At 35.7% G+C, this 23,814-nt stretch carries 18 protein-coding genes and 1 riboswitch; of the genes, 4 read left to right on the top strand and 14 right to left on the bottom strand.

The window, feature by feature from the left end; all coding sequences use genetic code 11:
• Positions 1-300 precede the first annotated feature (300 nt).
• On the bottom strand, positions 301-2,502 hold the full coding sequence (locus tag ACFQU5_RS13685) for a bifunctional diguanylate cyclase/phosphodiesterase (protein ID WP_390288647.1): 2,202 nt from the start codon (positions 2,500-2,502) through the stop codon (positions 301-303).
• A 744-nt stretch (positions 2,503-3,246) separates the two neighbouring features.
• On the opposite strand from ACFQU5_RS13685, the gene ACFQU5_RS13680 reads away from it, so the two are divergent.
• Positions 3,247-4,641 carry a hypothetical protein gene (locus tag ACFQU5_RS13680; RefSeq protein ID WP_390288645.1) on the top strand — a complete coding sequence of 465 codons (1,395 nt, stop codon included), beginning with the start codon at positions 3,247-3,249 and terminating at the stop codon, positions 4,639-4,641.
• Positions 4,642-4,956: 315 nt separating this feature from the next.
• Here ACFQU5_RS13680 and ACFQU5_RS13675 read toward each other — a convergent pair whose 3' ends face one another.
• The 6 genes from ACFQU5_RS13675 to ACFQU5_RS13650 all read right to left on the bottom strand — a co-directional run bounded on the left by ACFQU5_RS13675 (position 4,957) and on the right by ACFQU5_RS13650 (position 13,034).
• Complete coding sequence (locus ACFQU5_RS13675) at positions 4,957-5,817, bottom strand: MBL fold metallo-hydrolase (RefSeq protein WP_390288643.1); 861 nt, start codon at positions 5,815-5,817, stop codon at positions 4,957-4,959.
• A gap of 307 nt (positions 5,818-6,124) precedes the next feature.
• Positions 6,125-7,063 (bottom strand): homoserine O-acetyltransferase MetA, encoded by a 939-nt coding sequence (metA, locus tag ACFQU5_RS13670; RefSeq protein WP_390288641.1) that lies wholly within the window; start codon positions 7,061-7,063, stop codon positions 6,125-6,127.
• A 101-nt stretch (positions 7,064-7,164) separates the two neighbouring features.
• Positions 7,165-7,274, bottom strand: a riboswitch (SAM riboswitch).
• 107 nt (positions 7,275-7,381) lie between these two features.
• Entirely contained in the window at positions 7,382-8,158 is a 777-nt protein-coding gene (locus tag ACFQU5_RS13665) for a hypothetical protein (RefSeq protein ID WP_390288639.1), read from the bottom strand.
• 12 nt (positions 8,159-8,170) lie between these two features.
• Positions 8,171-11,956: an AAA domain-containing protein gene (locus tag ACFQU5_RS13660; protein ID WP_390288637.1), complete on the bottom strand. Its 3,786-nt coding sequence runs from the start codon at positions 11,954-11,956 to the stop codon at positions 8,171-8,173.
• A gap of 372 nt (positions 11,957-12,328) precedes the next feature.
• Positions 12,329-12,754, bottom strand: a complete 426-nt coding sequence (locus tag ACFQU5_RS13655) for an acyl-CoA thioesterase (RefSeq protein WP_390288635.1) — start codon at positions 12,752-12,754, stop codon at positions 12,329-12,331.
• Positions 12,755-12,926: 172 nt separating this feature from the next.
• Complete coding sequence (locus tag ACFQU5_RS13650) at positions 12,927-13,034, bottom strand: YjcZ family sporulation protein (protein ID WP_390288633.1); 108 nt, start codon at positions 13,032-13,034, stop codon at positions 12,927-12,929.
• 371 nt (positions 13,035-13,405) lie between these two features.
• On the opposite strand from ACFQU5_RS13650, the gene ACFQU5_RS13645 reads away from it, so the two are divergent.
• Entirely contained in the window at positions 13,406-13,780 is a 375-nt protein-coding gene (locus tag ACFQU5_RS13645; RefSeq protein WP_390288631.1) for a nucleotide excision repair endonuclease, read from the top strand.
• A gap of 42 nt (positions 13,781-13,822) precedes the next feature.
• Here ACFQU5_RS13645 and ACFQU5_RS13640 read toward each other — a convergent pair whose 3' ends face one another.
• The 3 genes from ACFQU5_RS13640 to ACFQU5_RS13630 all read right to left on the bottom strand — a co-directional run bounded on the left by ACFQU5_RS13640 (position 13,823) and on the right by ACFQU5_RS13630 (position 16,228).
• Positions 13,823-14,404, bottom strand: coding sequence for a hypothetical protein (locus ACFQU5_RS13640; protein WP_390288629.1), 582 nt, complete (start codon positions 14,402-14,404; stop codon positions 13,823-13,825).
• A gap of 115 nt (positions 14,405-14,519) precedes the next feature.
• The gene (panF, locus tag ACFQU5_RS13635) at positions 14,520-15,965 is read right to left on the bottom strand and encodes a sodium/pantothenate symporter (RefSeq protein ID WP_390289350.1); all 1,446 of its coding nucleotides are present in this window, start codon (positions 15,963-15,965) and stop codon (positions 14,520-14,522) included.
• Positions 15,965-16,228: a YhdT family protein gene (locus tag ACFQU5_RS13630; protein ID WP_390289347.1), complete on the bottom strand. Its 264-nt coding sequence runs from the start codon at positions 16,226-16,228 to the stop codon at positions 15,965-15,967. The genes panF and ACFQU5_RS13630 overlap by 1 nt, the downstream gene beginning before the upstream one ends.
• 270 nt (positions 16,229-16,498) lie before the next feature.
• Between ACFQU5_RS13630 and ACFQU5_RS13625 the strand changes: the two genes are divergently transcribed.
• Complete coding sequence (locus ACFQU5_RS13625) at positions 16,499-16,960, top strand: hypothetical protein (protein WP_390289344.1); 462 nt, start codon at positions 16,499-16,501, stop codon at positions 16,958-16,960.
• Positions 16,957-17,139, top strand: a complete 183-nt coding sequence (locus tag ACFQU5_RS13620) for a DUF2653 family protein (RefSeq protein WP_390289341.1) — start codon at positions 16,957-16,959, stop codon at positions 17,137-17,139. Before ACFQU5_RS13625 ends, ACFQU5_RS13620 begins: the two co-directional genes overlap by 4 nt.
• Positions 17,140-17,413: 274 nt before the next feature.
• On the opposite strand, the gene ACFQU5_RS13615 is transcribed toward ACFQU5_RS13620, so the two are convergent.
• The 4 genes from ACFQU5_RS13615 to ACFQU5_RS13600 all read right to left on the bottom strand — a co-directional run bounded on the left by ACFQU5_RS13615 (position 17,414) and on the right by ACFQU5_RS13600 (position 23,794).
• On the bottom strand, positions 17,414-17,686 hold the full coding sequence (locus ACFQU5_RS13615) for a hypothetical protein (RefSeq protein ID WP_390288627.1): 273 nt from the start codon (positions 17,684-17,686) through the stop codon (positions 17,414-17,416).
• A gap of 197 nt (positions 17,687-17,883) precedes the next feature.
• On the bottom strand, positions 17,884-20,085 hold the full coding sequence (locus ACFQU5_RS13610; protein WP_390288625.1) for a 5'-nucleotidase C-terminal domain-containing protein: 2,202 nt from the start codon (positions 20,083-20,085) through the stop codon (positions 17,884-17,886).
• 232 nt (positions 20,086-20,317) lie between these two features.
• Positions 20,318-23,023, bottom strand: coding sequence for an aconitate hydratase AcnA (gene acnA / locus ACFQU5_RS13605; protein ID WP_390289338.1), 2,706 nt, complete (start codon positions 23,021-23,023; stop codon positions 20,318-20,320).
• 231 nt (positions 23,024-23,254) lie between these two features.
• On the bottom strand, positions 23,255-23,794 hold the full coding sequence (locus tag ACFQU5_RS13600) for a hypothetical protein (protein ID WP_390288623.1): 540 nt from the start codon (positions 23,792-23,794) through the stop codon (positions 23,255-23,257).
• Positions 23,795-23,814 lie beyond the last annotated feature (20 nt).

The raw sequence follows: 23,814 nt of genomic DNA, 5'->3' as shown, positions 1-23,814 counted from the left end.
TATTAGAGAAAATAAAAAAACTGAACTATATTTGTTCAGTTTGAAAATTAACAAAAATTGTCTGAAAATTTTCGAACTAAAATACTCCTTTGATAGAAGACTCTATTTCAAAATAATCTTAAAAGACAATACAACTATCCAACAATAAGAGGATAATCCCGTATGGGTTTACTAATGCCTATCACTCAAAAAACTATTGTAGTAATTAGTAAAGTGTCATTACATTTTACTAAAGGCGATAATATTTTTGTTCATCAATTAACATTTCAGCGTAAGCTTAGAAACAGAAAAGTTATTGACTTATTGCATTGACGTATTTGAATCGAATTGTTCAAAATATCTTTCAAATTCTAGTGGTGGCAACGGTTTGGAGAAAAAATATCCTTGCACCTCATCACAATTTAATTTTCTTAAAATTTCAATTTGTTCTTGCGTTTCTACTCCCTCTGCAACAACTTTAAATCCAATAGTTTTTGCCATTAAAATGATAATTTTCACTAGCGTTTCACTTTGAGTATTATGTGTAATATCGTTCACAAATGATCGATCAATCTTTACATTATTAAATGGGAAATGTTTTAGATAATTAAAGGAACAATAACCTGTTCCAAAATCATCTATTGATAGCTTTACTCCAAGAGTTTTTAATTCATCTAAAATTTTCTTTGCTATTTCCACATCAATCGTCATAGACTCTGTGACTTCTAGTTCTAACAAGGAAGGATTGATTCCCGTTTCATCAATAATTTTTTTTACCTGTGAAATAAAATTTGGTTTATATAACTGACGTATCGATAAATTGACAGCGATAGTGCATTCATTTAACCCTTCTTCTTTCCAATAGATTAATTGTTCACAGGCTTTTCTAATTACCCAATCCCCAATAGGAATAATTAATCCAGTCTCTTCTGCAATAGATATAAATTTATCTGGTTGAACCATGCCTAATTCCGAGTTATTCCAGCGAATTAAGGCTTCTGCACCCACGATTTTATTTGTTGAAAGATTGATTTTGGGTTGATAATGCAACGAAAATTCATTGTTTTCAAGGGCTTTCCGTAAATGATATTCAAGAGTAAATCTTTCATTATTTGTATGCTCTACTGAGGAATTGTAAAAACTATACTGGTTTCCCCCCTCTTTTTTAGATTGATACATCGCCCCATCAGCATATTTTAAAAGTTCCGATACATTTTTTCCATGAGTAGGATATACAGTTATCCCAATGCTTGGCGTAATGTAACATTGAATTTTTTCTAAGATGAACTTTTCTTCAAAAACATCAACTATTCGATCTGCCACTCTTCTCGCTATTTCAACAGTTGAATTCTCAATTAATATTGTAAACTCATCTCCACCAAGCCTTGTAATAACATCCGTTTCCTTTACACATTTTCTTAATCGTTTTGAAACCTCGATTAATAATTCATCTCCTATGTTGTGTCCGTATGTGTCATTTATATTTTTAAAACGATCCAAATCAATAAATAAAATACTAAAGTTGTGTTCAGTTTGTTTCGAATTCTCTAAAGCGTTTGATACTTTTTCCTCGAAAATTCTTCTATTTGGTAATCCCGTCAAATGGTCGTGAAATGCCAGATACTTTATTCTCTCCTTTGTTTGATAATGTTGTACGGCTATTCCTGCTAAGTAACTAGCTTCATTAAGGATTCTTATGTCATTTTCATTAGGAAAATGACATTTATCATAATATATTGCAAAGGTCCCTAAAACATTGTCTTTATCATCAAGAAGAGGAATTGACCAACAAGACATTAAATTAAATTGTAATGCGATCTCTTTATACTTTTCCCATAATGGATTCGATTGTGTATCTTCTACAATGATTGTTTGCTTTGTAAATGCTGCCGCTCCACAAGAACCAGTATTTCCTAAAATTTGACTTTTTTCTAATAAATCTACGTACTCCTTGGGTAAGCTTGGTGCAGAAACAGGGCTTAATTTTGTACGACTTTCATCCATGAGCATTATCGAACACTTTCCACCAGTATATGAAATTCCCTCAAAGAGACTTGCAATATTATCCAAGACTGTTTGAAACGGCTTATTTTTCGTAATCATTTCTAAAATTCTATTTTGACCGTGCTTTAATGTTTCTAAAATCATTTTTTCGGTAATATCTTTAGTAACTCCAATAATACCTTCAATCATGTTATTAACAATGATTGGCACTATTACAATAGAGACTGCTATTCTTTCTCCACTTTTATTAATAAGAACAGATTGGAAATTTTCGTTGTTTCCTTTTACTGCCTCATTAAAATGAAAACGAGTTTTTTCTAAAAAATCATGTGCAATCATCCTTTCAAATGAGAGCCCAATTGTTTCTTCTCTTGTGTAGCCTGTTAAGTTACTTGCTGCTTCGTTAAATAAGGCAAAATTTCCATCAGGTAAAATTGCATACATAGCATCTGGGTTATATTCAAACAGCGACTTATATATTTCAAAGGTTAAATCATCATTGTTATTTATACTATTCATTTTCGTATCTCCTATTGGAAAAGAAATTATAAGAATTTTTTATTCATTTTATATATCATTAAATTCCTTATAGCTCTGCTAGGCTATATTAACCGAAAAGAAAATAAAAAAATATCACCTATCCTTCTCATTTTAAGCATTTTATTAGGAATGTACTCCTAAAATTGCTAAAGGAGTCTTATCTCTTTTTAAAAAATTAAAAGTTATTACATGCTTAGAAGTAATAATCGAACATCTTTTTATAAAAAGTGAAGAGTTAACCATGTTCTTTTTCAAAATGCCTACAATAAAAACATTAAGTAATGATAGGCTTTATGGATTCTTTAGAGTGACTTTTTAGTTACTCTTTTTCTTTCCACCTTTTAAAAAAGGTTAAATGTTTTGCTCCTATTTCTAGTATTTTTTACTCTTAAGGTTTGTAATCATATCAACATTATTAGCTGGAAATAATACTTCCCAACAATATGAATCTTGTATAGTAGAAATTTTCTTATCTCCTGCTGTTCTTCTTTCGACATAAACTCTGTTGTAGCTCTAAGCGCTTACCAATCACCAATAGCTACACCATATAATCGACATTGAATCCTATATCGCATCTGCAACACTCCACTTTAAGTTAATTAGGAGTCTATCTATTAATTAAAAACTACCCACTGCATTTCAAAAAAAACATACAATGGGGTTACACACCATCTAGTCATACGCCTCATATTCTATGGTTAAACGAATAGAGGGGATAGACATATGGGTGTTGATTTGTCGGCGTTGCATTGGATTTATGTTGTGTTCATTGTTTTGATAATCGGGTTTATGGTCAGACGTCGGGATACGTCTTTAATATGTATTATCGGGATTTTCGTCATTGCCATTGTGGCAACCGGGGACTTTACCGCTTCGATCAGTGGCGTATTTGACAGCTTTATCTACGCCATTAATGAACTATTATCGACCATTCTTATTATCTCCATTATTGTTGCGATGAGTCGGGTTTTGATGAAAACGGGAATCAATGAAGTCATGATTTCCCCATTCACAAAGATCATTAAAAACCCTTCCCTTGCCTATTGGACAATTGGGATATTAATGATGATCATTTCATGGTTCTTCTGGCCATCTCCGGCAGTTGCCCTCCTTGGTGCAGTGCTTCTTCCTGTTGCCATTCGTGCAGGTCTCCCTGCTTTAGGAGTAGCCATGGCAATGAACTTGTTTGGTCACGGAATTGCTCTTTCTAGTGACTTTATCATACAAGGTGCACCAAAGTTAACAGCTGATGCCGCAGGGCTCCCTGTTTCAGAGGTGATTACGGCTAGTATTCCACTAGTGATTGTAATGGGGGCTGTGACAACCATTGTTGCCTTCTTCATGCTTAGAAGGGATATGAAACGTGGCAGTATGGAAATGGTAGGTACATTCGATCGTGAGAAAAAAGAAGAAACTGTGAATACGAGTTTACTAACTGCAGGACAGCGTAAATTTTTTGCCGTTCTTATTCCAGTTGCTTTTGTGCTCGATGTTGTCGGAATGTCCGTCTTTAATCTTTCAGGTGGCGATGCGACAGCCCTCGTGGGTGGAACAACTGTATTCATTCTCATCTTGCTGGCTATCTTTGCCCATAAAAATGACGGCTTGGAAAAAACGACAAGCTATTTAATCGAAGGTTTCCAATTTGGGTTTAAAGTATTTGGTCCGGTTATTCCAATTGCTGCCTTCTTCTATCTAGGAGATTCAGGATTTATTGCAGTGCTCGGTGAGTATTTACCGTATGGATCGCAAGGGATTGTCAATGACCTCGGTGTCGCTCTTGCCGCTATTGTGCCATTAACAGGTGAAATTGCTGCAATCACTTTAACAACAGTTGGGGCGATTACAGGATTAGATGGTTCCGGATTCTCGGGAATTACATTAGCCGGGTCCATTGCTAATCTGTTCGGTACTGCGATTGGTGAAGGAACGGCTACTCTTACTGCTCTTGGTCAAATTGCCGCGATCTGGGTCGGTGGAGGTACACTTGTTCCTTGGGCACTGATTCCTGCTGCAGCGATTTGTAATGTAAGCCCTTTTGAATTAGCACGTAGAAATTTAATTCCTGTAGTAATTGGATTAGTCGTAACAACGATTGTTGCGATGTTCCTATTGTAAACAAAAATGTGGGTTTTCCCTAACAAGAAAACCCATTTTAAACGCAGCTTGATTAGAATTGTTTCAGCATTCTAATCTTCCTTTTATGATAAATTAACGCCACAAACAAAAATTTCGGGCATTTTTTATAGATAAATATCAAATAAATTTCACCTATATCCATCACTAAAGCAATCAATACAGGTGAAAAAATAGTGACTTTATTTCTTTGAGAGTAGGTTTATCAATTATCATTTACTCTTGTTTGTTATTCCTTTAGTGGCTATGAAGGGACACTAAAAAGGATGCAAAACACACCCTTTTTTGTGAAGTAATTTAGTTTTCTATATCATCTACATAGCGGCCGTATTTCGGTATTGCGATTTGTTCAAAATCATTTACTAGCATTTCTAGACTGTCAGTCAATTCTTTACCTTGCATTGGTAAACCATGACCAGTAATTGCAATAGTCGGTTTTAGATCTTTTAGTTTTTTTACAGAGTGCCAAGCTTGCTTCCAATCGGTTGTCAAATAACGCGGAGGACCACTAATTTCTTGCTCTTGTACGAGCACTTTAAAAAGCGATTCCTGTTTGACAGTCACAAATGCATCACCAACCACTAAAGCTCCGTCTGACTCCCTAAAAAAAGAAACGTGTCCGGGAGAATGCCCAGGTGTATGCACCCAATTCCAATCCTTTAATATCGGTACAGTACCATCACTTGGTAATGGCTTTACATGCGACCCTAAATTGATGGGTTCATTTGGAAAAAAAGGAGACATTCTTGCAAGTAGTCCACCTTCCACAGTTGGATCTGGATCGGGATAACTTTTTACCCCTGTTAAATATGGAATTTCTGATTCGTGGGCATAAACCGGTACATCCCAATGCTCCACTAACTCAATGACTGCCCCTACATGGTCGAAATGCCCGTGGGTTAGCACTATGCCATTTGGACGAGCGTTTGGTCCAAAACGCTTTTCTGCTTCTTTAATGATGGTATTAACAGATTTAGGCATCCCTGCATCCACTAATGTCCAGCCTGTTGAATTGTTTGCTTCGCCAATCATACACACATTGACTACCTGAATTGTAAAAGAGTATATATCAGGTCTTACTTCTTGACCTTTTCCACTTGAAACCGAGGTCATGGGTATATACTTATAATCCTCACCATAATTCATTTGTTCAGACATAATTTTGCCCCCTTCCAATAGTATTTTTTCTCTAAACCCGATGAATATTCATTCTATAATGATTTATTTCCACAAAATTGTAGGGTTTAATCAGATTTGGAAGTAATTGATGGGCAAAAATGATGTACTGCTTGAGAATTTGTTATTCATTATCATGATGAATACAAAAAGTCATCTATTACTGGCAAAAAGTGGTGGTAATTAATAGTATGAAACACAATAATCCTTCCACAAATAAAATCATCTCAATACCGGAAATAAATTTCCAAATAGAAAAGCCATGTGTTTTAAACACATGGCTCACTTACTAAATATGGAATTCTATCGTATCCTCAACATAGTGCCAATCAAATGGTGTTTCTTGGTAAACATAGTAGTTTAACCAGTTGTAGAAAAGAAGATATGATTGAGCCCGCCAAGTATTTTTGGGTGTCTTGTTCGGGTCATTATCCGGGAAGTAGTTCACGGGAATGTCTACCGAGTCCCCTTTTTCTATATCCCGTGCATATTCATCTGCCAACGTTGTCGCATCATATTCTAAATGGCCAGTGATCATAATATGCTTCGTGTCTTTTGATTGTACAATAAATGGACCCGCTTCTTCTGAGTAGCTAAGTAAATGCAATTCCGGATGATTACGCACTTCCTCTAACGAAACAGAAGTGTGGCGAGAGTGCGGTGCAACATATTCATCACTAAATCCGCGCACTAAATCGACAGTTAAATCAGTAATCACATGGGAATATATGCCCGAGCATTTTTTAGGAAGCTCAAATTTTCCGATATTGAAATGTTTATAAAGGGCCGCCTGTGCGCCCCAACAAATATACATACAGGAAGTAACATTCACTTTAGCCCAATCCATAATGTCACTAATTTCTTCCCAATAGATTACATCCTCAAATTCCATACGTTCAACTGGAGCACCTGTAATAATCATGCCATCGAATCTGCGATGCTTAATTTCGTTAAAGGTCTTATAAAAAGTATCTAAATGTGATTTCGAAACATTTCTAGAAGCATATGTAGCAGTGTTTAAAAATGTAACATTTGTTTGTAATGGTGTATTCCCTAGTAAACGTAATAGCTGTAACTCCGTTTTCTCTTTTTCAGGCATTAAATTACAAACTAAAATATTTAATGGTCGAATTTGTTGTGTGCTTGCGCGATCTTCTTCCATAACGAAAATTTTCTCTTTGCGCAATATTTCCCCAGCAGGTAAATTCTTTGGTATATTAATCGGCATTCTTGTTCCCCCATTTCTTAACATGCCAAATTCATTCTATCTATACAATAAAAAACCTCCCATTCCAGCGTGAGAATGAGAGGGTATTAGATATACGCGCACTCTTATCTCCCAAGACACTTATGTCTTGCTGGAATTAGCACCTTTCTAACGATGTTAGAGGTTGCTGAAGCTTCATCGGGCCATATCCCTCTGCTTCTCTTGATAAGATAGATGAAATTAAACTAATCGTAACACGGTTCATATATATTTGCAATATTCTAGATTTCAATTAATTCAATTAATCGAATTTTTACATAGAGTCTTTACTTGAGACCATCAGTCTAATGGTAATTTTTGTCTCCATGATGATTTTTCATTTTCCTGGATGAGGTTTTCTAAATGATCATCCCACTTTTTCATCAACGTATTCCAAACACGAGAGAAGAATAAATCCTTTTCTTCATCATAAAGCAGAAATTCTACACATGGCACGTCATTTACTTGGACATCTTCGACAGAATCAATGGAAGTGATAAAAAGTTTTTCCCGCTCATCCTCAATTTCTTCATCATTGTCATCTTTTTTCGAACGAATTGCTTCTACCATAAAGCGATCATCGATAGGAAGTTCATCTTTTTGAATTTGATAACGGAAAATTTGCTCTGGAAAATCTTCAAATTCCAGCACTTCTTCTATATCCCCGACTAAAAAGTTCTTATGCGTAGAACTATATAAAATCTCGGTGGAGGTTGCCTCCTGCTCCTCTTCAAATACCCCATTGGCAAACTGCTTTTGCCCTTTTTCTGTTAATTGAAAGTATGAATCCACTTTCTCAATTAACCCTGTCTTTTGCATTTTCGATAACAAATCTTCCACAAAAAGCTGCTCTACGAGGAGTATTTCGCTGATTTGTTCGGAACTTTGAAATTTTGTATCTTTCAATGATAGAAAGAGCATTTTCATTAAAATATCCATTTTCGTTCGTCTGACTGGCTTATATGTGACTTCTAATGTACGAACAGGAACACACCAAGTATCAGATTCTAGTATCACAGCTTTTGATTTATTTGTTAATTCTAACTCAAGCTTCTGCTGTAAGGATTGTAGTTCCATCGTGTTCTCCTTTTATGAAATAAAACTCTCAATTGTATTTCGATACCCATTTTGTGACTTCACTGTATTTAGAAGTGTTTTATACATTTTACGGGTCTCTTCTTTTTTGGGACGGTTGACAAACATTTCTGTACTTCCGATTAACACAAGTAATTCCCTGGCACGTGATAAGGCAACATTTAAACGACGATAATCTTTGGCAAAACCAATATCCCCGTGTTTATTATCGTTATTGCGAACCATACTTACTAAAATCACATCCATCTCCATTCCCTGGAACTTATCGACAGAACCAGTTCGAATGTGTAGATGAGGAAGGTTCAACTCTTGTTCAATAAGTCTGTTAATTCGTTTTACTTGTGCTGCATAAAAACTAATTACTCCAATAGATTTTAATTCATCTTCTGGCATTAATCCTTTGTCTTTAGCTTTCGCCGTTGCTTCGTTCAGATCAATCAACATATTTCGGATTACTTGGAGCTCGGACTCATTCAGCAAACTTGAGCCTTCCTTCATGCGCTCTTCAAAGAATTCCTGTTTGTTCGGAATATCTACCCATAATAGATGCTCACTTCGGTTAATAATTGGACTTTCTAATTTATGGTCGCGTAAAGCATCTGAATCAGGAAGACCACATTGTAAAGAATCCTTTCCATATTCATAGAATGGTGAAATAGTCTTCATAATGTTTTCATGCATACGATATTGAATCGCAAGCATTTTCTTATTGGAAGCTGGTAGGTTCTTATATAAACGTTCGAATAAAGATTCTTCAAGCAGCTTTTCTAATTCGCGTTTTTCCTCAAAGGTATTACTTTCTTTAATGACCGTTTCCAAAGTTTCTTCAAACGTATCATCTCCAATTAACGGAGGAAGCTGATGATGATCCCCTACTAGCACAACCTTCTTACCTTTAAGCATTGGCAGCAATAGCTCTGGAGGAGTTGCTTTAGAGACCTCGTCAATAATCACCACATCGAAAATTGGATAGTTTTCCATAAACTCTTTATTGGCTGAAGCAACACAGGTTGTCCCAATAACATTTGCATGCTTTACATAAAGCTTACGGATCTCTTCTAAGTCATGCTCAGTTGCTTGTTCAAGCAGTGCTTTCCACTGTAGCTGCATACTTTGGGCAACAGGAAGCATTTCGATTTTCTTCTGTAGTTTTTCCATTTCCAGTTCGATTAGTTTTATCTTTTCTTTTGTTTTTTCCAGCTCAAGCTCAGGATTTTGTTTCGTAATCTGTTCAAGTTCTTCACTATCTTTTTCAAGCTGAATTCCTTTTGAGTTGAGTTCTTTTAATTGAACCATGTGATCCTTCAGTACGGACTCACCGTTATTAATCTGATTTTGTACACTTTCAAACTCTTGCTGTTTTTTCGAAAGTTGGTTTTTTAGCCCGTCGATTTTCTCTTTATTTTGCTCTAATTCTACAATTTCTTTTTCTAAAACCTCGCAAACTGTGTGAATTTCAGCAACAGAAGGAAGTGACTCCATTTCCTGCGGTGTAAGATTAAAAGATTGTAGCTGTGTTTTATAATGAGATTGTCTTAATACTAGGTTCTCTTCTTTTGTTTTAATCGATAATATTGAAGATTGATCGATTCCGTCTTGCTGCATCATTTGATCAATAATTTCTTCTTTTATTTTATTGAAGACTAAAAGAGATTCATCAATTAAAGCTTGATAGCGATGAGTTATTTGATTGATTACAAGCTTTCTTAAATAAAGACCTTGGATAGAACGTACCCCATTGTCTTTATTAATCTTCTTTTGGGCAAAAGCGAGGCTTAGCTTCGATAAAAATTCATCAATTTCTTGCAATGAATAATGATGATTTGAAGGTAACTCCGGTGCTGGAACCTGTATGCCTAAAGTTGAGTTGCTGTATTCAATCGCTTTATCTAATCGAATTGTAATTTCTTTTAGTGTTTTGAAGCCAATCAATTGTTCATGAATTTTCTCCAAGTCAGAAAAAAGGCGATTCAACACATAGCCTCTTCGGATTTGGTACTTTTCGATGAACGACTCAACGTCATACACTTTTTTGAAGGCCTGAACTTCTTTAATTGTAGAATCCATCATGCTTGTACGATCTTCAAAGTTTTTGCTTTGTTTTCGCACTTCTTCAAGTTGTAATTCAATTGTTTCAAGGTCGGAATTCACTTGAGAATATTCAAGCATTCTCTTACTTTTATCAATATTCTTCCGCGCATTTTGGATTTCTTCATCAATTGAGTCAGCTGAACCAATCAATTCGAGTGTTTCGGTAATTTCATTCAAGCGTGCCGCTATCTTATTACGCGACTCTAGTAGCTTTTCTAGAGATTGTTCTGTTTTTTCTCGTTCTTTTTTTAGTGGGATAATTTGTTTTTTTAGCTGAGTAATTTCTTCAGTAATCTTTTCTAGTTTTTCTTTGGCAGCTTCCTTTTTTTCAATTTCCCCAAGCAGGTTAATTTCTTTTTCTTTTAGGATTGCTATTTCAGATTGATAGTTTGAAATCTCTTCTTTTAACCGCTGTTCCTTTGTCTGATGCCCTTCTATTTCTTTTATGATGGCTTCATAAGTTTGTTTCTTCCAATATTCGGAGACATTCTCTTCTATGAACTTTTTACCTTCTTCTTCAATACTTTCGGTACGACCATATCGAAGTATTCGAATATCCTTATTGGATAATAGGCGGCTTAATGCATTATCTACTGCCAAGTTGGACTGGGAAGCGATTAAAGTCTTTAACCCTGCTTTTGCGTTTTGGTAGCAAATTTCTGATATAACTGTTGTTTTCCCAGTACCCGGGGGACCTTGAATCACATATAAATCCTCGGCAGACACCGCCCCGGCAACTGCAGCCCTTTGGTATTCGTTTAAATTATTATGAAACTCAAGCTCCAAATCATTATTTCGTTCACCGATTTTCGGAGTATCTTCAAATAAAATATTTTCAAGATTTGGGTTTGCAGCCAAGCCTTCTTTTAGGCGTTCGAATCCTTTTAACAGTCGATTTAGCTGGGATTTGGTTGAAGCGTTACTAAAGGTGATGAATTCAGATGAGAAATCGAATTCGTTCGTCCGCGCAAGCTTTGCGACTCTGGAATTTAGTTCTATTTGAATGGTTCTTTCCTGCTTATTTGCTTTTACAACTTCCCCAATTTCTCGAGGATAACCTTTCACATAGGCACTTAAACCTTTTAACTGCTTCCACTGTTTATCATCGATTCCGTTACAACGAAGAGAGACCTTTGAGTAGTCAGAGCTATATTGCAAGGAATGGAAAGTTGCATCAATATCATCTATCGATGCATTTTTATATTGAACTTTTAAATACCCTTCCCAGCTCGAAATCCGTTTATTAACAAAGTCAAAACGTTCTTGGGCAATCGGAAGTTGGGCTATTGTTGAAATAAATTCTTTCGGATATGTATGACCATTGATGCGGGATGGAACAAATCGAATACGCATTCTTTGTCGACGATTTGTTGCAACCGGGGTATTTTTCCCTCGAGTACGGAAGCTTTTAGCAACCAAACCGTTTTTCAAGTCGAAGGCACAATCCATAATAACGACGCGCTCTTCAAATTTCTTTTTCAATTTTTCATTTCGCTGGTTATCAAAGAAGATTGTTAAGGAAAGTGAGGTTTCTTCGACAGATTGCTTCTCGATATAAACCTCGAAAGGATTTTGTAGCTTAAAGAAGGAGTGCTCATCCTGAAAGTGTTGTTTAATGGCTTCTCGAGCAGTATTGGTTAAGACGATAAAGCATTTCATCGCCTCAATTGTTTCCATTTTTTGCACCATGATTACACCCCTCCATTCGATTTAAATTTTTCTCGTAAAATTTATTATATCAAGATTTATTTCTTCTTGGTAGCTTGACAACAATAGTTTGAAATTTGTTAATATGAAATGTATTTAGAAATGTACAACCTGTCCAATAACAGAACTGATAGACGAGTCCCTTCTTTGGAGAAAGTCCTTTGATTTTTTTTAAATCCGTTAAAAAAAGACCAGCAAAATTGCTAGTCTCAAACTCTTGACAAAGATTTCTCCTCCGTTGATTGGCTCGCTCCCTCATGGACGGTTTGTCCTCTTCGGGTCAATGCTTCGTCGGCACACGATGTCTAGGAAACATTTTCAAGACTGTCTGGGATTATTACCCTAAAACGATAATTAAATTACAGTATGTGCTATTTCTAGATATTTTGCATCCCATTCAGGGTCAACTTTTCCTAGTGGATAAGGTCGAAAGCTATCTTTTTTAACTAACGTATGTAATGAAGTCGCAGTCGCCGCGATAGAACCATCCTCATGTAAAATTTCATAGCCATAAACCGTCTTTAATTTGGAATGGGATTGTACCCAAGTTCTCACCGTTGCATTTTGGCCATAACGCATTGCTTTTTTATATTGAATCGATAAATCTAGCACTGGCGAGATATATCCTTGTTCTTCAAGTCCTGCGTAATTAAATCCTGCATCCCTGACTAATTGAGTGCGTCCTATCTCCATCCACACTAGATAATTTGCGTGGTACACGACACCCATCTGATCTGTTTCTGCATAACGTATTTCAATTTGTTTTTCACTAACAAACATTCTCTTCACCTCTAACTAATAGTATAACGCAATAATAATTTATAAACGGTATTTTTGAATCTTCATTGAAAATTTAACACAAGTTAATACCAAATTAAAACAATAATTACTCATAATCTGTTAATATTAAAAGGACCAGGAAGATTGAGCCTGGTCCTCACAGCAGAAAAAATTAATAACTCATAAACGATGCACCAACAATGATTAATAAAATGAATAGTACAACGATTAATACAAATGTACTACCGTAGTTATTTCCGCCTTCATAATTATATGACATAAATTTTCACCTCACATAACCAAGATACTTTATTCTATGAATTAAATTATCTCCTTGGATGTGCTAACGTGGAGATTTATAAAAATATTACAAAGAATTGGCAAATCCTAAAAAGCGGTTAGGAAAAGTGAGATGATGATATTTAATTTTATTATACTTGCTTTTGTGATTCCTTTTATTGCTATATGAATCCAACTGCTAAATTCTAGCATAAACAAATTTCACGGTATCTATAAATAACGATTCCCTCTTTTGTCGATAATATATATTGAATATTAATGAAAAGACCTTTGATTGTCGTTTCCTTTATAGCAATTCATTGGTATTTATGGTAGCATAAAACTCTATTCATATGAAGGACGTGAACTATTTTGATTAAAATTGAATTACCAAAACCAAATCTTGTGATTTATCAACGAGAACAAGTATTAAAAGAGGGCGAAGTACCGATTACACCTTTCCATGGCTTTATTGATTTTCACAAAATCACTCGTGAAAATGGTGGATTTTTCCTATTCTATAACAAAGCAAACGAAGTTTTATTTGTAGGGAAAGCTCGTAAAATTCGCCAACGTATTAAAAAGCATTTTGAGGATAATGTTTCTCCAATGAAAAATCACCGTGACGAAATCTATAAAATTGAAGTGTATGAAGTGGAAGATGCAATGGAACGAGAAATTTACGAAACATATGCAATTAATAAACTTCGTGCGAAATATAACATCGACAAAGTATTTTTTGAATAATAAAAAGCTGATTGAGAGTTCCATCTCCAATCAGCTTTTTGTTTAGTTAAACTCTAATAATTCAGCGATTTGCTCAAAATCATTTAAGATATACTCTTTATTTTTCATCACATCATTAAACCATGGATCAATCGGTTTCTTGAACTGTTCCTCTGGCTCCTCGTTATGGTGCAAGGTAAAAACAAGATAATCAACCATCTTTGTACGTTGTTCATAGAACTTAACTCGCTGATGGAAGTCTTTATTAACCTCAACATTAAACATTTTGCCAAGACGCACAATACCTGAGTTTACGTGTTGTTCTGCATATAAAGAAGAACCTACAATGGCTAGCTTTTGTTTAAAAGTTAAAGGCATTTGTTTAAAATAGCTCTGCATCAACTCTTCCGTTTGCTGCGCTATCAATTGAAGTTGAATTCTTTGAGCAGATGTAAGGCTTCTTGTTTCTTCAAAAACCGGCATAATAGTATAAGCTTCATCTAAAAGCGCTTTAGCTTTGTCATAACGCTCTTGATCGTATGGTTCTCCAATACGCCGATAAATCGTTTCAGCTACGAACAATCTTTGTAAATATCCTGTTAATAAAATCATTCCATTATATTGAGCATTTATATCTTTTGTCATTATGAAACGACCCCTTTCCAACAATGTTTCCTCGGTCATTTCGTTTAAGAAAGTCCCATTTGCATACTTAAGACATTATCACAACTTAAAGGAAAACTAAATAATAAACTTTCATTTATAAGTTTGTCGTATCTAGGGATGATTTATTTTGCGTTACCAGACTCCCGATTACGAATGTAATCAAGGATGCAAAAATCGGGATTGTTACTGAATGCATCCCAAAAACATTCGGTGATAATTGGTAAATTGCTATATACAATACAAGGCCAACAATCATAGAAGAAATAGCACCATATTTATTTGCTTTTTTCCAATAAAGTCCAAAAACAACGGCCCATAAGAACGCAGATTCTAATCCACCAAATGCAAAGAGATTAAGCATTATTAATAATTCGGGCGGATTTAAGGAAAAAAGGACAACTGCTAGTCCAATAATTGTCGTCACCCAAAAACTTCTCGTTTTAATTTGTGAATCTGTAGCTTTCGGATTAATGAAATTAAGATATATGTCTTTTACAACAGTCGAACTAACCAGCATCAGTAGCGCATTTACTGTCGACATAATTGCAGCCATAGGAGCTGCAAGAACAATTCCCGCGAGAACGGGTGGCAATACTTCCAGCGTTAATGTTGGCATTACTTTATCTGCAATTTCAATCCCAGGAGTTACTGGACGAGCCAAAACTCCGATTAAATGCATACCAAACATAATGGTACCGATTCCAATCGTTCCTATAAGAATTGCCCGGTGTAGGCTTTTAGAATCCTTGTAACTCATAGCTCGTACAGCAATTTGGGGTAACCCAATAACCCCAAGCCCTATTAATATCCAAAAAGTGGATACATATAAAGGTGTAAGAGAACCGTCGGAACCAAATGGTGATAACATTTGCGGATTCTCATTTAGGAGCGAGCTCATAATTGGATCTATGCCCCCGCCTGCTAAAACTGTACCAATTAATAATATGACAGTTCCAATAATCATGACCGTACCTTGCAATGCATCCGTTAATGCTACCGCCCGGAAACCACCAATAATTACATAAACAAGTACCGTTACAGCAAAAATTAGTAGAGCCACCGTGTAATTTAAACCTGTTAACGACTCAATTAGTCGTGCTCCCCCCACCCATTGAGCTGTCATAGAGGCAAACAGGAAAACAATAATACTTATTGCCGAAATAAAAATCACAATATTACTGTTATAACGTTTTTTCAGAAAGTCGATTAAGGTAATTGCTTCATAGCGGCGAGAGAGTATGGCAAATTTCTTACCCAGAATCATTAGGACAAAATAACCTGCAGGTAATTGCGCCATAGCGAGCAATACCCATCCGAGCCCTAAATTATAGGATACTCCTGGTCCCCCTATAAAACTTGATGCACTTCCATATGTAGCCATCATTGTCATTGCAAGAAGGAAACCACCCATTTCTCGGCCTCCCAAAAAATATTCTTGCAAGAATGAATTTGACGTGCGTACTTGTTTATTTGCCCAAAAACCTATTCCAAAAATGATGATTAAAAAGATGATAAGTGGAAGAATTACTTGCCAATGAATCATACTTCATCCTCCTCATCATGAAATGGGACATCCTTGAAGAAAACTTTAATAGCTATCCAAATAAGGATGATCATAAAGATTGTCCCTGCAATACAACTATAGAAAAACCAGGCTGGAAATCCCATAATAAAGTTATATTCAGTTGGATCCCCAGAACCCATCCCGTAGGCAAATCCGAACCAAATAGCAAAATTTATGATTACAAGTCCAACTCCAATTAAGGCTTCTCGATTTGCAATTTTAAAACGCGCATCTTTCAACTTCATTTCATTCCTTTCATAATTGCAAAAAAGCTAATTTATTTTCCTTTTCTATCATACTTTCTCATTTGTAAAAATGGAAGATTTACTATTAATTACCCTATAAACGAATATTTCTCTTTGCATAGAAACAGCATAGATTATCCAAAATATAATTGCATGATAGTATACGATAGCAAATATTTCTTAATTAATTTATATTTTGGTATAATTATAGTATATAAGCACAATTCGAGTTTGTGTTTAAAAAGGATGGAGGTTAAATATATGATGAAAAAGCTTTTTGCAATTTTATTTGCCTTCACTTTAGCGTTCTCAAGTGTTGGCACAGTTATGCCCTTTTTCGACCATGTACAAACTGTCGAAGCAAAATCGTACAAATCTGGTAAGAAAAGCTATAATACAAGTCCTGGAACAACGAATAATAATATTCGAAATAATGATTCAGGAACAAATTCTACGGTCAACAAATCAACGACAACAAATAAATCCAATACCACAGCTACTAAAGGTGGATTCACTAGCGGTGGTCTCATGAAGGGTTTATTTATCGGTGGACTAGCTGGTTTACTATTTGGTAGTCTGTTCTCGGATATGGGTTTGATTGGTAATATTTTAGGGTTTGCGATTAATGCAGCTGCCATTATTTTCATTGTCTTTATTTGTATGAAAATTTACCAAATGATTAAACGCAAGAAAAACAATGAGGTAACTGACAATTGGAAAAGATGACATTATCAGAGCAAGAAGTCATAAATGCAATATGTTATTTCCATGCAAAATTTAAAAATGTCCAGCCAACTGATGTGGAAGTCGAGTTGATGTATGATGATGCAACTGGTTACACTGCGGAAGCCTATGTGAATGGCCAAATGGATTTTTATAATACAGTGAATTTTATCACCGATTAGACTATATCTTGATGAGAGATTAAATCGAGATTCCATTTCTGCCAGAATCATGCTAGACCTACATGATGATGAGGGTATACTTGCGAAAATTGAATGGTAAAAACGGGGGTATCACATTTGTGGTACCCCCTTTCAGACCGTTATCAAACGCTCGCTAGTCATGCCTATGGACCTTGGCAGACAAACGTTTTCATGGACAGTCTGAGAGCCTATTTTAATCAGAATTAACTATTAAAACGTGTAATTACATTACAAACTAAACTATTATATTAATTTAATTGTTGTCGAATTTTGTTTGATCGAGTTTTATTGTTTTCATTACATTTAATCTTCTATCTTTCAAGTGGTAGTATCTAATATTGCCGTTGATTAATTCAACAAAAAACTCAATCTCTGCGTGATTATATATCGGCCACTCTGCAAGTGCCAACAAACCTTTTGGTGGAGGAACTTGTTCTAAACAATCTAAGATTTTAGGATTATTGAAGTTTAAGTAAAAATAATGCCCCTCTCGAAACTTCGCTAAAATACTATATCTATTATTCATAATTCCTCCTGTAGATTTAGAATAAAACATTATGTATTTACTATTTTATTAACTGATAGTATTAATTTCAACTAAAATTTTAATAGTTTGTAAATTTCATTAAATAAAGATGGAAATGTTCCTGCAAAAATCATTCAAATAAAATGAAAAAGACCTGATTTACAACTCTTTGTAAATCAAGTCCTTTCTGAAAAGTTTTATTTTGCTACGTCTACAATACGCCCTTCAGTTACAGGTGTAATTGTACCGATTGATTCCAAGTGCTCTTTAAAGTTTCCCCAATCTAATAGACCTAAATCTGTTACACGACCCTCGGCATAAGCTTTCGCAAATACATCAAATCCGTCTCCACCTTTAGCAGTGAAAGCATTTGTAGCGATAGTGTAAGTTGTATTATCATCAAGTACTACTTCGTTACCTTCTGCATCAGTGTATGAAATGCTTACAATACGTTCACCAGCAGGCTTAGAAGAGTCAAATTGGACTTTTACTCCTTTGGATACATGTAAGAATCCACCGTTCTCTTTAGGGTAAACACCAACACTAGTTTCAAATGTCGCTTTTAACTCAGCACCTGTCACATCCATTACTGCAAGTGTGTTTGAGAATGGAAGAACAGTAATTACTTCAGAAACTGTTATCGGTCCTGCATCAATGGCAGAACGAATACCTCCACCGTTTTGAACGGCCATGATTACGTCTTTTTGCGTAAAGCTTCTCGCTTTTTCAACCATTCCATCAGTAATTAAATTCCCAAGGGCTGTTTCATTTTTACGAACACTTAACTGTTCCGTATTCCCTTCATCCGAAACTCGTGGACTTACTAGAGCTTCAGTTGTTGTCGCTTTAATTTCTGCATTTCCAACTTCATCAACACGCTTTTTATATGGCTGTAATAAATTTAGTGCCCCTTGATCATCTGCAAATTCGCCAAGATCAAGTAATTCCCCTTGGTATGCTACAACTGCTCCTTCTTCGTCAAATGTAACATCTAGAGTTCCTAAATAGTTACTCGCATTGGCAGCTTGTACAATTAACGTTGTGTCTTTTGCTTTTCCTGTTGTTTTTGAATCTACTACATATGGTTCGTTTAATGTAGTATGTGAGTGCCCACCAACAATAACATCAATACCATCAACAGTTTCAGCTAAAACAATATCGTTATCCACAGTAGGGTTATCATCAAAACCTAGGTGGGATAGCGCAATAATTTTATCTACACCTAAGTCTTCGAAGGCTTTAACCGCTTTTTCGGCTTCTTCGATATAATTTTCGAATGCAATGCTTCCTGGAGATGAAATATCAGCAGTTTCAGCAGTAGTTAAACCAAAAATACCAATTTTCTCACCGTTCACTTCTTTAATAATGCCGTTATAAATTTTACCGTTTTCAGGTTCGCTAGAGATTAAATCTGAAAATAAACCAGTAAATTTCGAATCCGCTGAGAAGTCAACGTTTGCACTCACTAATGGGAAATCTGCTGATTTGATGAAATCCACTAAAGCTTGATGACCTTCTGAAGTGGAGCCTGCATCAAACTCATGATTCCCAAATGTCATTGCATCATATTTCATATAATTCATGAGTGCAAGATCTGCTTGCCCTTTAAATTCATTGTAGTAGAGTGTACCTGTGTTAGCATCCCCAGCATCTAATAGTAATGCATCTGGATTTTTTGAACGCAGCTCGTTTACAGCAGCAGCTCGTTTTGGTGCCATTTCAACAGCACTATGCGTATCGTTACTGTGCATAATTGATAATGAGAATGTAGCCTCATATACATCTAGAGCACGATAAAGGAAAGAAGCCACTTCCCCGCGAGTTACATTTTTATTTGGAGCGAATGTCGTTTTTGAAGTACCAAGAGTAATACCGAAATCATAAAGAGCTTTAATTTCGTCATTAAATAATTTCACATCCGTAAATGGTAATGCTTCATTATTCTTAGGATAGATTTTTAAAGCAGTTGAGATCATTTTTGCTAAATGTGCACGAGTAACTTTTTCATTTGTTTTGAAGGTTTTATCTTCATAACCATCGATAATTTTTGCTTCTTTTAAAGCAGCAATTGCACCATAGTAGCCGTTAGATTTTTTTACATCAGTAAATCCAGGATCTTTTGGATTCTCTGTATCTAGTTTAAGAATTTTCGCTAAAAGTTGTGCTACCTGACCACGTGTAACATCCGCTTTTGGTTTATATGTACCATCTGTAAAACCGTTAATAATACCTAAATCTGATAACTTTAAAATAGATTCATAATGAGTATTTGATGTGGAAACGTCCTTGAATGGACTTGCAGCCTGAGTTTGTTGAGGAGTAACAACTAATACAGAAGATGCTAGTGCTGCAGTTGTTGCGGATGCTATAAAGATCTTGCTACTTTTAGAAATTTTCATTCAAATAAAACCTCCAAGGAAAATAAATTTAAAATTATGAAATAATCTAATTTTATTATATTTTAAACGATATATTTCTAAAAATCTATAAACTTTCTATATATTGGTGTTAATTTTTAAAATATTACAAAAATGGAGGCTAATTTTGGAAATCCAATTGCTATAATTGTTTGTTTATATGCAAAAAAACCGATAAGTTCGAATGAACTTATCGGTTTTTCTCTATAAACGATTATTCAGCTGCTTTTGCACGAAGAACCATTTGCAGGATCCCACCGTGACGGTAGTAGTCTACTTCTACTTCTGAGTCGAAACGAGCAAGAGCTTTGAACTCTTTAACAGTTCCGTCTTCAGCTTTAGCAGTTACAGTCAAGATATCACGAGGTTTCACATCATCAGTAAGGTTTACCGAGATTTCTTCTTTACCAGTTAATCCTAATGTATCAGCGCTTTCACCTGGTAAGTATTGAAGTGGTAATACACCCATCATTACAAGGTTTGAACGGTGAATACGCTCATAGCTTTGTGCGATAACTGTTTTAATTCCTAATAAGAATGTACCTTTAGCAGCCCAGTCACGAGAAGATCCCATACCATAGTCGTTACCAGCTAATACTACTAATCCAGTACCTTGTTCTTGATATTTCATAGCTGCATCGTAAATGTACTCAACTTCACCTGTTGGCCAGTAAGTAGTGAATCCACCTTCTGTACCAGGAGCAACTTGGTTACGGATACGGATGTTAGCGAATGTACCGCGCATCATAACTTCGTGGTTACCACGACGAGAACCATAAGAGTTGAAATCACGGATTGCTACACCATTTTCTTGTAGGTATTTACCTGCAGGTGTATCTTTACCAATTGCACCAGCTGGTGAAATATGGTCAGTTGTAATAGAGTCGCCAAATTTAGCGATTACGCGTAATCCAGCAAGAGTTTGGATTGCGCCTGGCTCTTTAGAAAGACCAGTGAAGAATGGTGGGTTTTGGATGTAAGTTGATTTGTCATCAAATGTGTATAAAGACTCAGTTGATGTTTCAATTGCATTCCATTTTTCGTTAGCTGTGAATACTGTTTCATATTCTTTTTGGAATAATTCACGAGTTACAACTTTGTTTAATACAGCGTTTACTTCTTCAGTTGAAGGCCAGATATCAGCGAAGAATACAGCGTTACCATCTTTGTCAGTACCGATTGCATCTTTTTGCAAGTCGATATCAACTGTACCAGCTAATGCGTAAGCAACAACAAGTGGTGGTGATGCTAAGTAGTTAGCTTTTACAAGTGGATGTACACGACCTTCAAAGTTACGGTTACCAGAAAGAACTGAAGTTACGAATAAGTCGTTGTCTTTAATAGCATCTTCGATTTCTGGAAGTAATGGACCAGAGTTACCGATACATGTTGTACAACCATAACCTACAGTGTTGAAACCGATTTGGTCAAGGTAAGATTGTAAACCTGACTCTTCTAGGTAACCAGTTACTACTTTAGAACCTGGAGCTAAAGAAGTTTTAACCCATGCAGGTGGTTGGATACCTTTTTCTACAGCTTTTTTAGCAACTAAACCAGCAGCTAAAAGAACGTATGGGTTAGATGTGTTTGTACAAGAAGTGATTGCAGCGATTGCTACAGCACCTGTTGGCATTTCCACATCGCCATCTGCAAATTTAATTGTAGCTTTTTTAGCGAATTCATCTTCTGTTAAACCAAATCCTTGTACGCCCATTGGAGCAGTTACTGCTTCATGGTAGCGAGCTTTCATATCTGAAAGAGGAATTAAATCTTGTGGACGTTTTGGACCAGAAAGGTTTGGTTCGATGTCCTCTAATTTAATTTCTAATACATCAGTGTAAACAGGCTCTAATGATGGATCGAAGAACAGGTTGTTTGCTTTTAAGTAAGCTTCTACAACTGCGATATGCTCCTCGTCACGACCAGTTAAACGCATATAGTTTAATGATTCTTCGTCAATAGCGAAGTAACCACATGTTGCACCATATTCAGGAGCCATGTTTGAAATTGTAGCACGGTCAGCTAATGGTAATTTAGATACACCAGGACCGAAGAACTCTACGAATTTACCTACTACGCCGCGTTGACGCAATACTTGAGTTACTTTTAATGATAAGTCCATTGCAGTTGCACCATTTGGAAGATCACCAGTTAATTTAACACCGATTACTTCTGGAATCGGGAAGTATGACGCTTGACCAAGCATACCTGCTTCAGCTTCGATACCACCAACGCCCCATCCAAGTACACCGATACCGTTGATCATTGTTGTATGTGAGTCAGTACCTACTACTGAGTCTGGGAATGTTTCAAATGTGCCATCTTCGTTCTCTTTAACGTGAACTACTGGCGCTAAATATTCTAGGTTAACTTGGTGTACGATACCAGTTGCTGGAGGAACAGCACGGAAGTTATCGTATGCAGTTTGAGCCCATTTCAGGAAGTTGTAACGTTCTGCGTTACGTTCGAACTCAAGGTCCATATTAGTTTGTAATGCAGATGAATTACCATACTTGTCAACTTGTACTGAGTGGTCAATTACAAGATCAACTGGGATAGCTGGGTTGATTTTATCTGGATTTCCACCTAATTCTTTCATAGCAGAACGTAAAGAAGCTAAGTCAACTACTACTGGTACACCTGTGAAGTCTTGTAATACTACACGTGATGGTTTGAAAGGTACTTCACCTTCTGGGTCAGCACCTGCACCAAATTTCGCTAAGTTATTAATGTGCTCTTCTTTAATTACATAATCATCAAATTGACGTAATACAGATTCTAATAAAACTTTAATTGAGTAAGGTAGGCGTGATACGTTTGCTACGCCAGCTTCTTCGATTGCAGCTAAACGGTAGAAGTTATATGTTTTACCATTAACATCAAATGAAGAACGGCTGTTGTGTAAGTTGCTTGCCATTATTGTACTCCCCCTATTAATTATTGAAATGCTTGCAAAGCTTTTCTCCATAAATCATCATAAACGATTTATATACATAAGTAAATTACATTAATATTATCTTTTGTGATAAGTTATATTTATGACCTAGCCATTTACTATGCATACAATATTATAACTTACTATAGTAAAATAGAAAAGATAGTATTTTGGAATAACTACTTTCATATCCCTTTCAATTATGAACGATAACTATCAGATTGATAACTCATTAATTAAAGAATCATTTTCATCTAATACTTGAATTAAATAGTTTTTCGGATCTTGTAATCTCGATAACTCTATGTACCAGATTTCGTATCCTTCAACATTGTATTTTTCTAAAACTTCATTCGAGAAAGAAGTTAGCGGAATTCTTTTAGTAGAATAATTGTTAACGGTAACTTTTACTTCCCCATCTGGCTTAATCATTCCAAAAAGTATTTTACTATCAGAATAAGCGACATTAATAACATTGTCTTCCAATGCTTTAGGCAATGGAGAGGTTGTACCAACTCCTGAACTCCAGCCCTTGAAATTTTTCGTTACAACTTCTGTTCCAAAATAATTACCATCCGATAAGAAGAAATATCTTTGTTCCTTCTCACTATTTGGTCCCTCAACCCACTCATAGTTCCCATCTTGCTGCAGTGCCTCTTCGGGAGTGGCTTTCCCCTCTCCAGAAAAGTGAACTAAAAAGAAATTATATCCCACTCCTAAACCAACTATAATGATTATAAAAACAAGAATACGCAAAAATCGCCTTCTGATAATCC

Source organism: Ureibacillus sp. GCM10028918, assembly GCF_042666115.1.
Taxonomy (GTDB): domain Bacteria; phylum Bacillota; class Bacilli; order Bacillales_A; family Planococcaceae; genus Ureibacillus.
The sequence above is the reverse complement of the archived record's forward strand: the minus strand, read 5'-3'. Positions and strand labels throughout refer to the sequence as shown.

Coding starts and splice junctions, on each gene's coding strand:
- ACFQU5_RS13680 (WP_390288645.1), top strand. CDS start 3,247: ATGGGTGTTGATTTGTCGGCGTTGCATTGGATTTATGTTGTGTTCATT.
- ACFQU5_RS13615 (WP_390288627.1), bottom strand. CDS start 17,686: ATGAATAATAGATATAGTATTTTAGCGAAGTTTCGAGAGGGGCATTAT.
- ACFQU5_RS13685 (WP_390288647.1), bottom strand. CDS start 2,502: ATGAATAGTATAAATAACAATGATGATTTAACCTTTGAAATATATAAG.
- ACFQU5_RS13650 (WP_390288633.1), bottom strand. CDS start 13,034: ATGTCATATAATTATGAAGGCGGAAATAACTACGGTAGTACATTTGTA.
- ACFQU5_RS13655 (WP_390288635.1), bottom strand. CDS start 12,754: ATGTTTGTTAGTGAAAAACAAATTGAAATACGTTATGCAGAAACAGAT.
- ACFQU5_RS13610 (WP_390288625.1), bottom strand. CDS start 20,085: ATGAAAATTTCTAAAAGTAGCAAGATCTTTATAGCATCCGCAACAACT.
- ACFQU5_RS13660 (WP_390288637.1), bottom strand. CDS start 11,956: ATGGTGCAAAAAATGGAAACAATTGAGGCGATGAAATGCTTTATCGTC.
- ACFQU5_RS13675 (WP_390288643.1), bottom strand. CDS start 5,817: ATGTCTGAACAAATGAATTATGGTGAGGATTATAAGTATATACCCATG.
- ACFQU5_RS13640 (WP_390288629.1), bottom strand. CDS start 14,404: ATGACAAAAGATATAAATGCTCAATATAATGGAATGATTTTATTAACA.
- metA (WP_390288641.1), bottom strand. CDS start 7,063: ATGCCGATTAATATACCAAAGAATTTACCTGCTGGGGAAATATTGCGC.
- ACFQU5_RS13620 (WP_390289341.1), top strand. CDS start 16,957: ATGACATTATCAGAGCAAGAAGTCATAAATGCAATATGTTATTTCCAT.
- ACFQU5_RS13625 (WP_390289344.1), top strand. CDS start 16,499: ATGAAAAAGCTTTTTGCAATTTTATTTGCCTTCACTTTAGCGTTCTCA.
- ACFQU5_RS13665 (WP_390288639.1), bottom strand. CDS start 8,158: ATGGAACTACAATCCTTACAGCAGAAGCTTGAGTTAGAATTAACAAAT.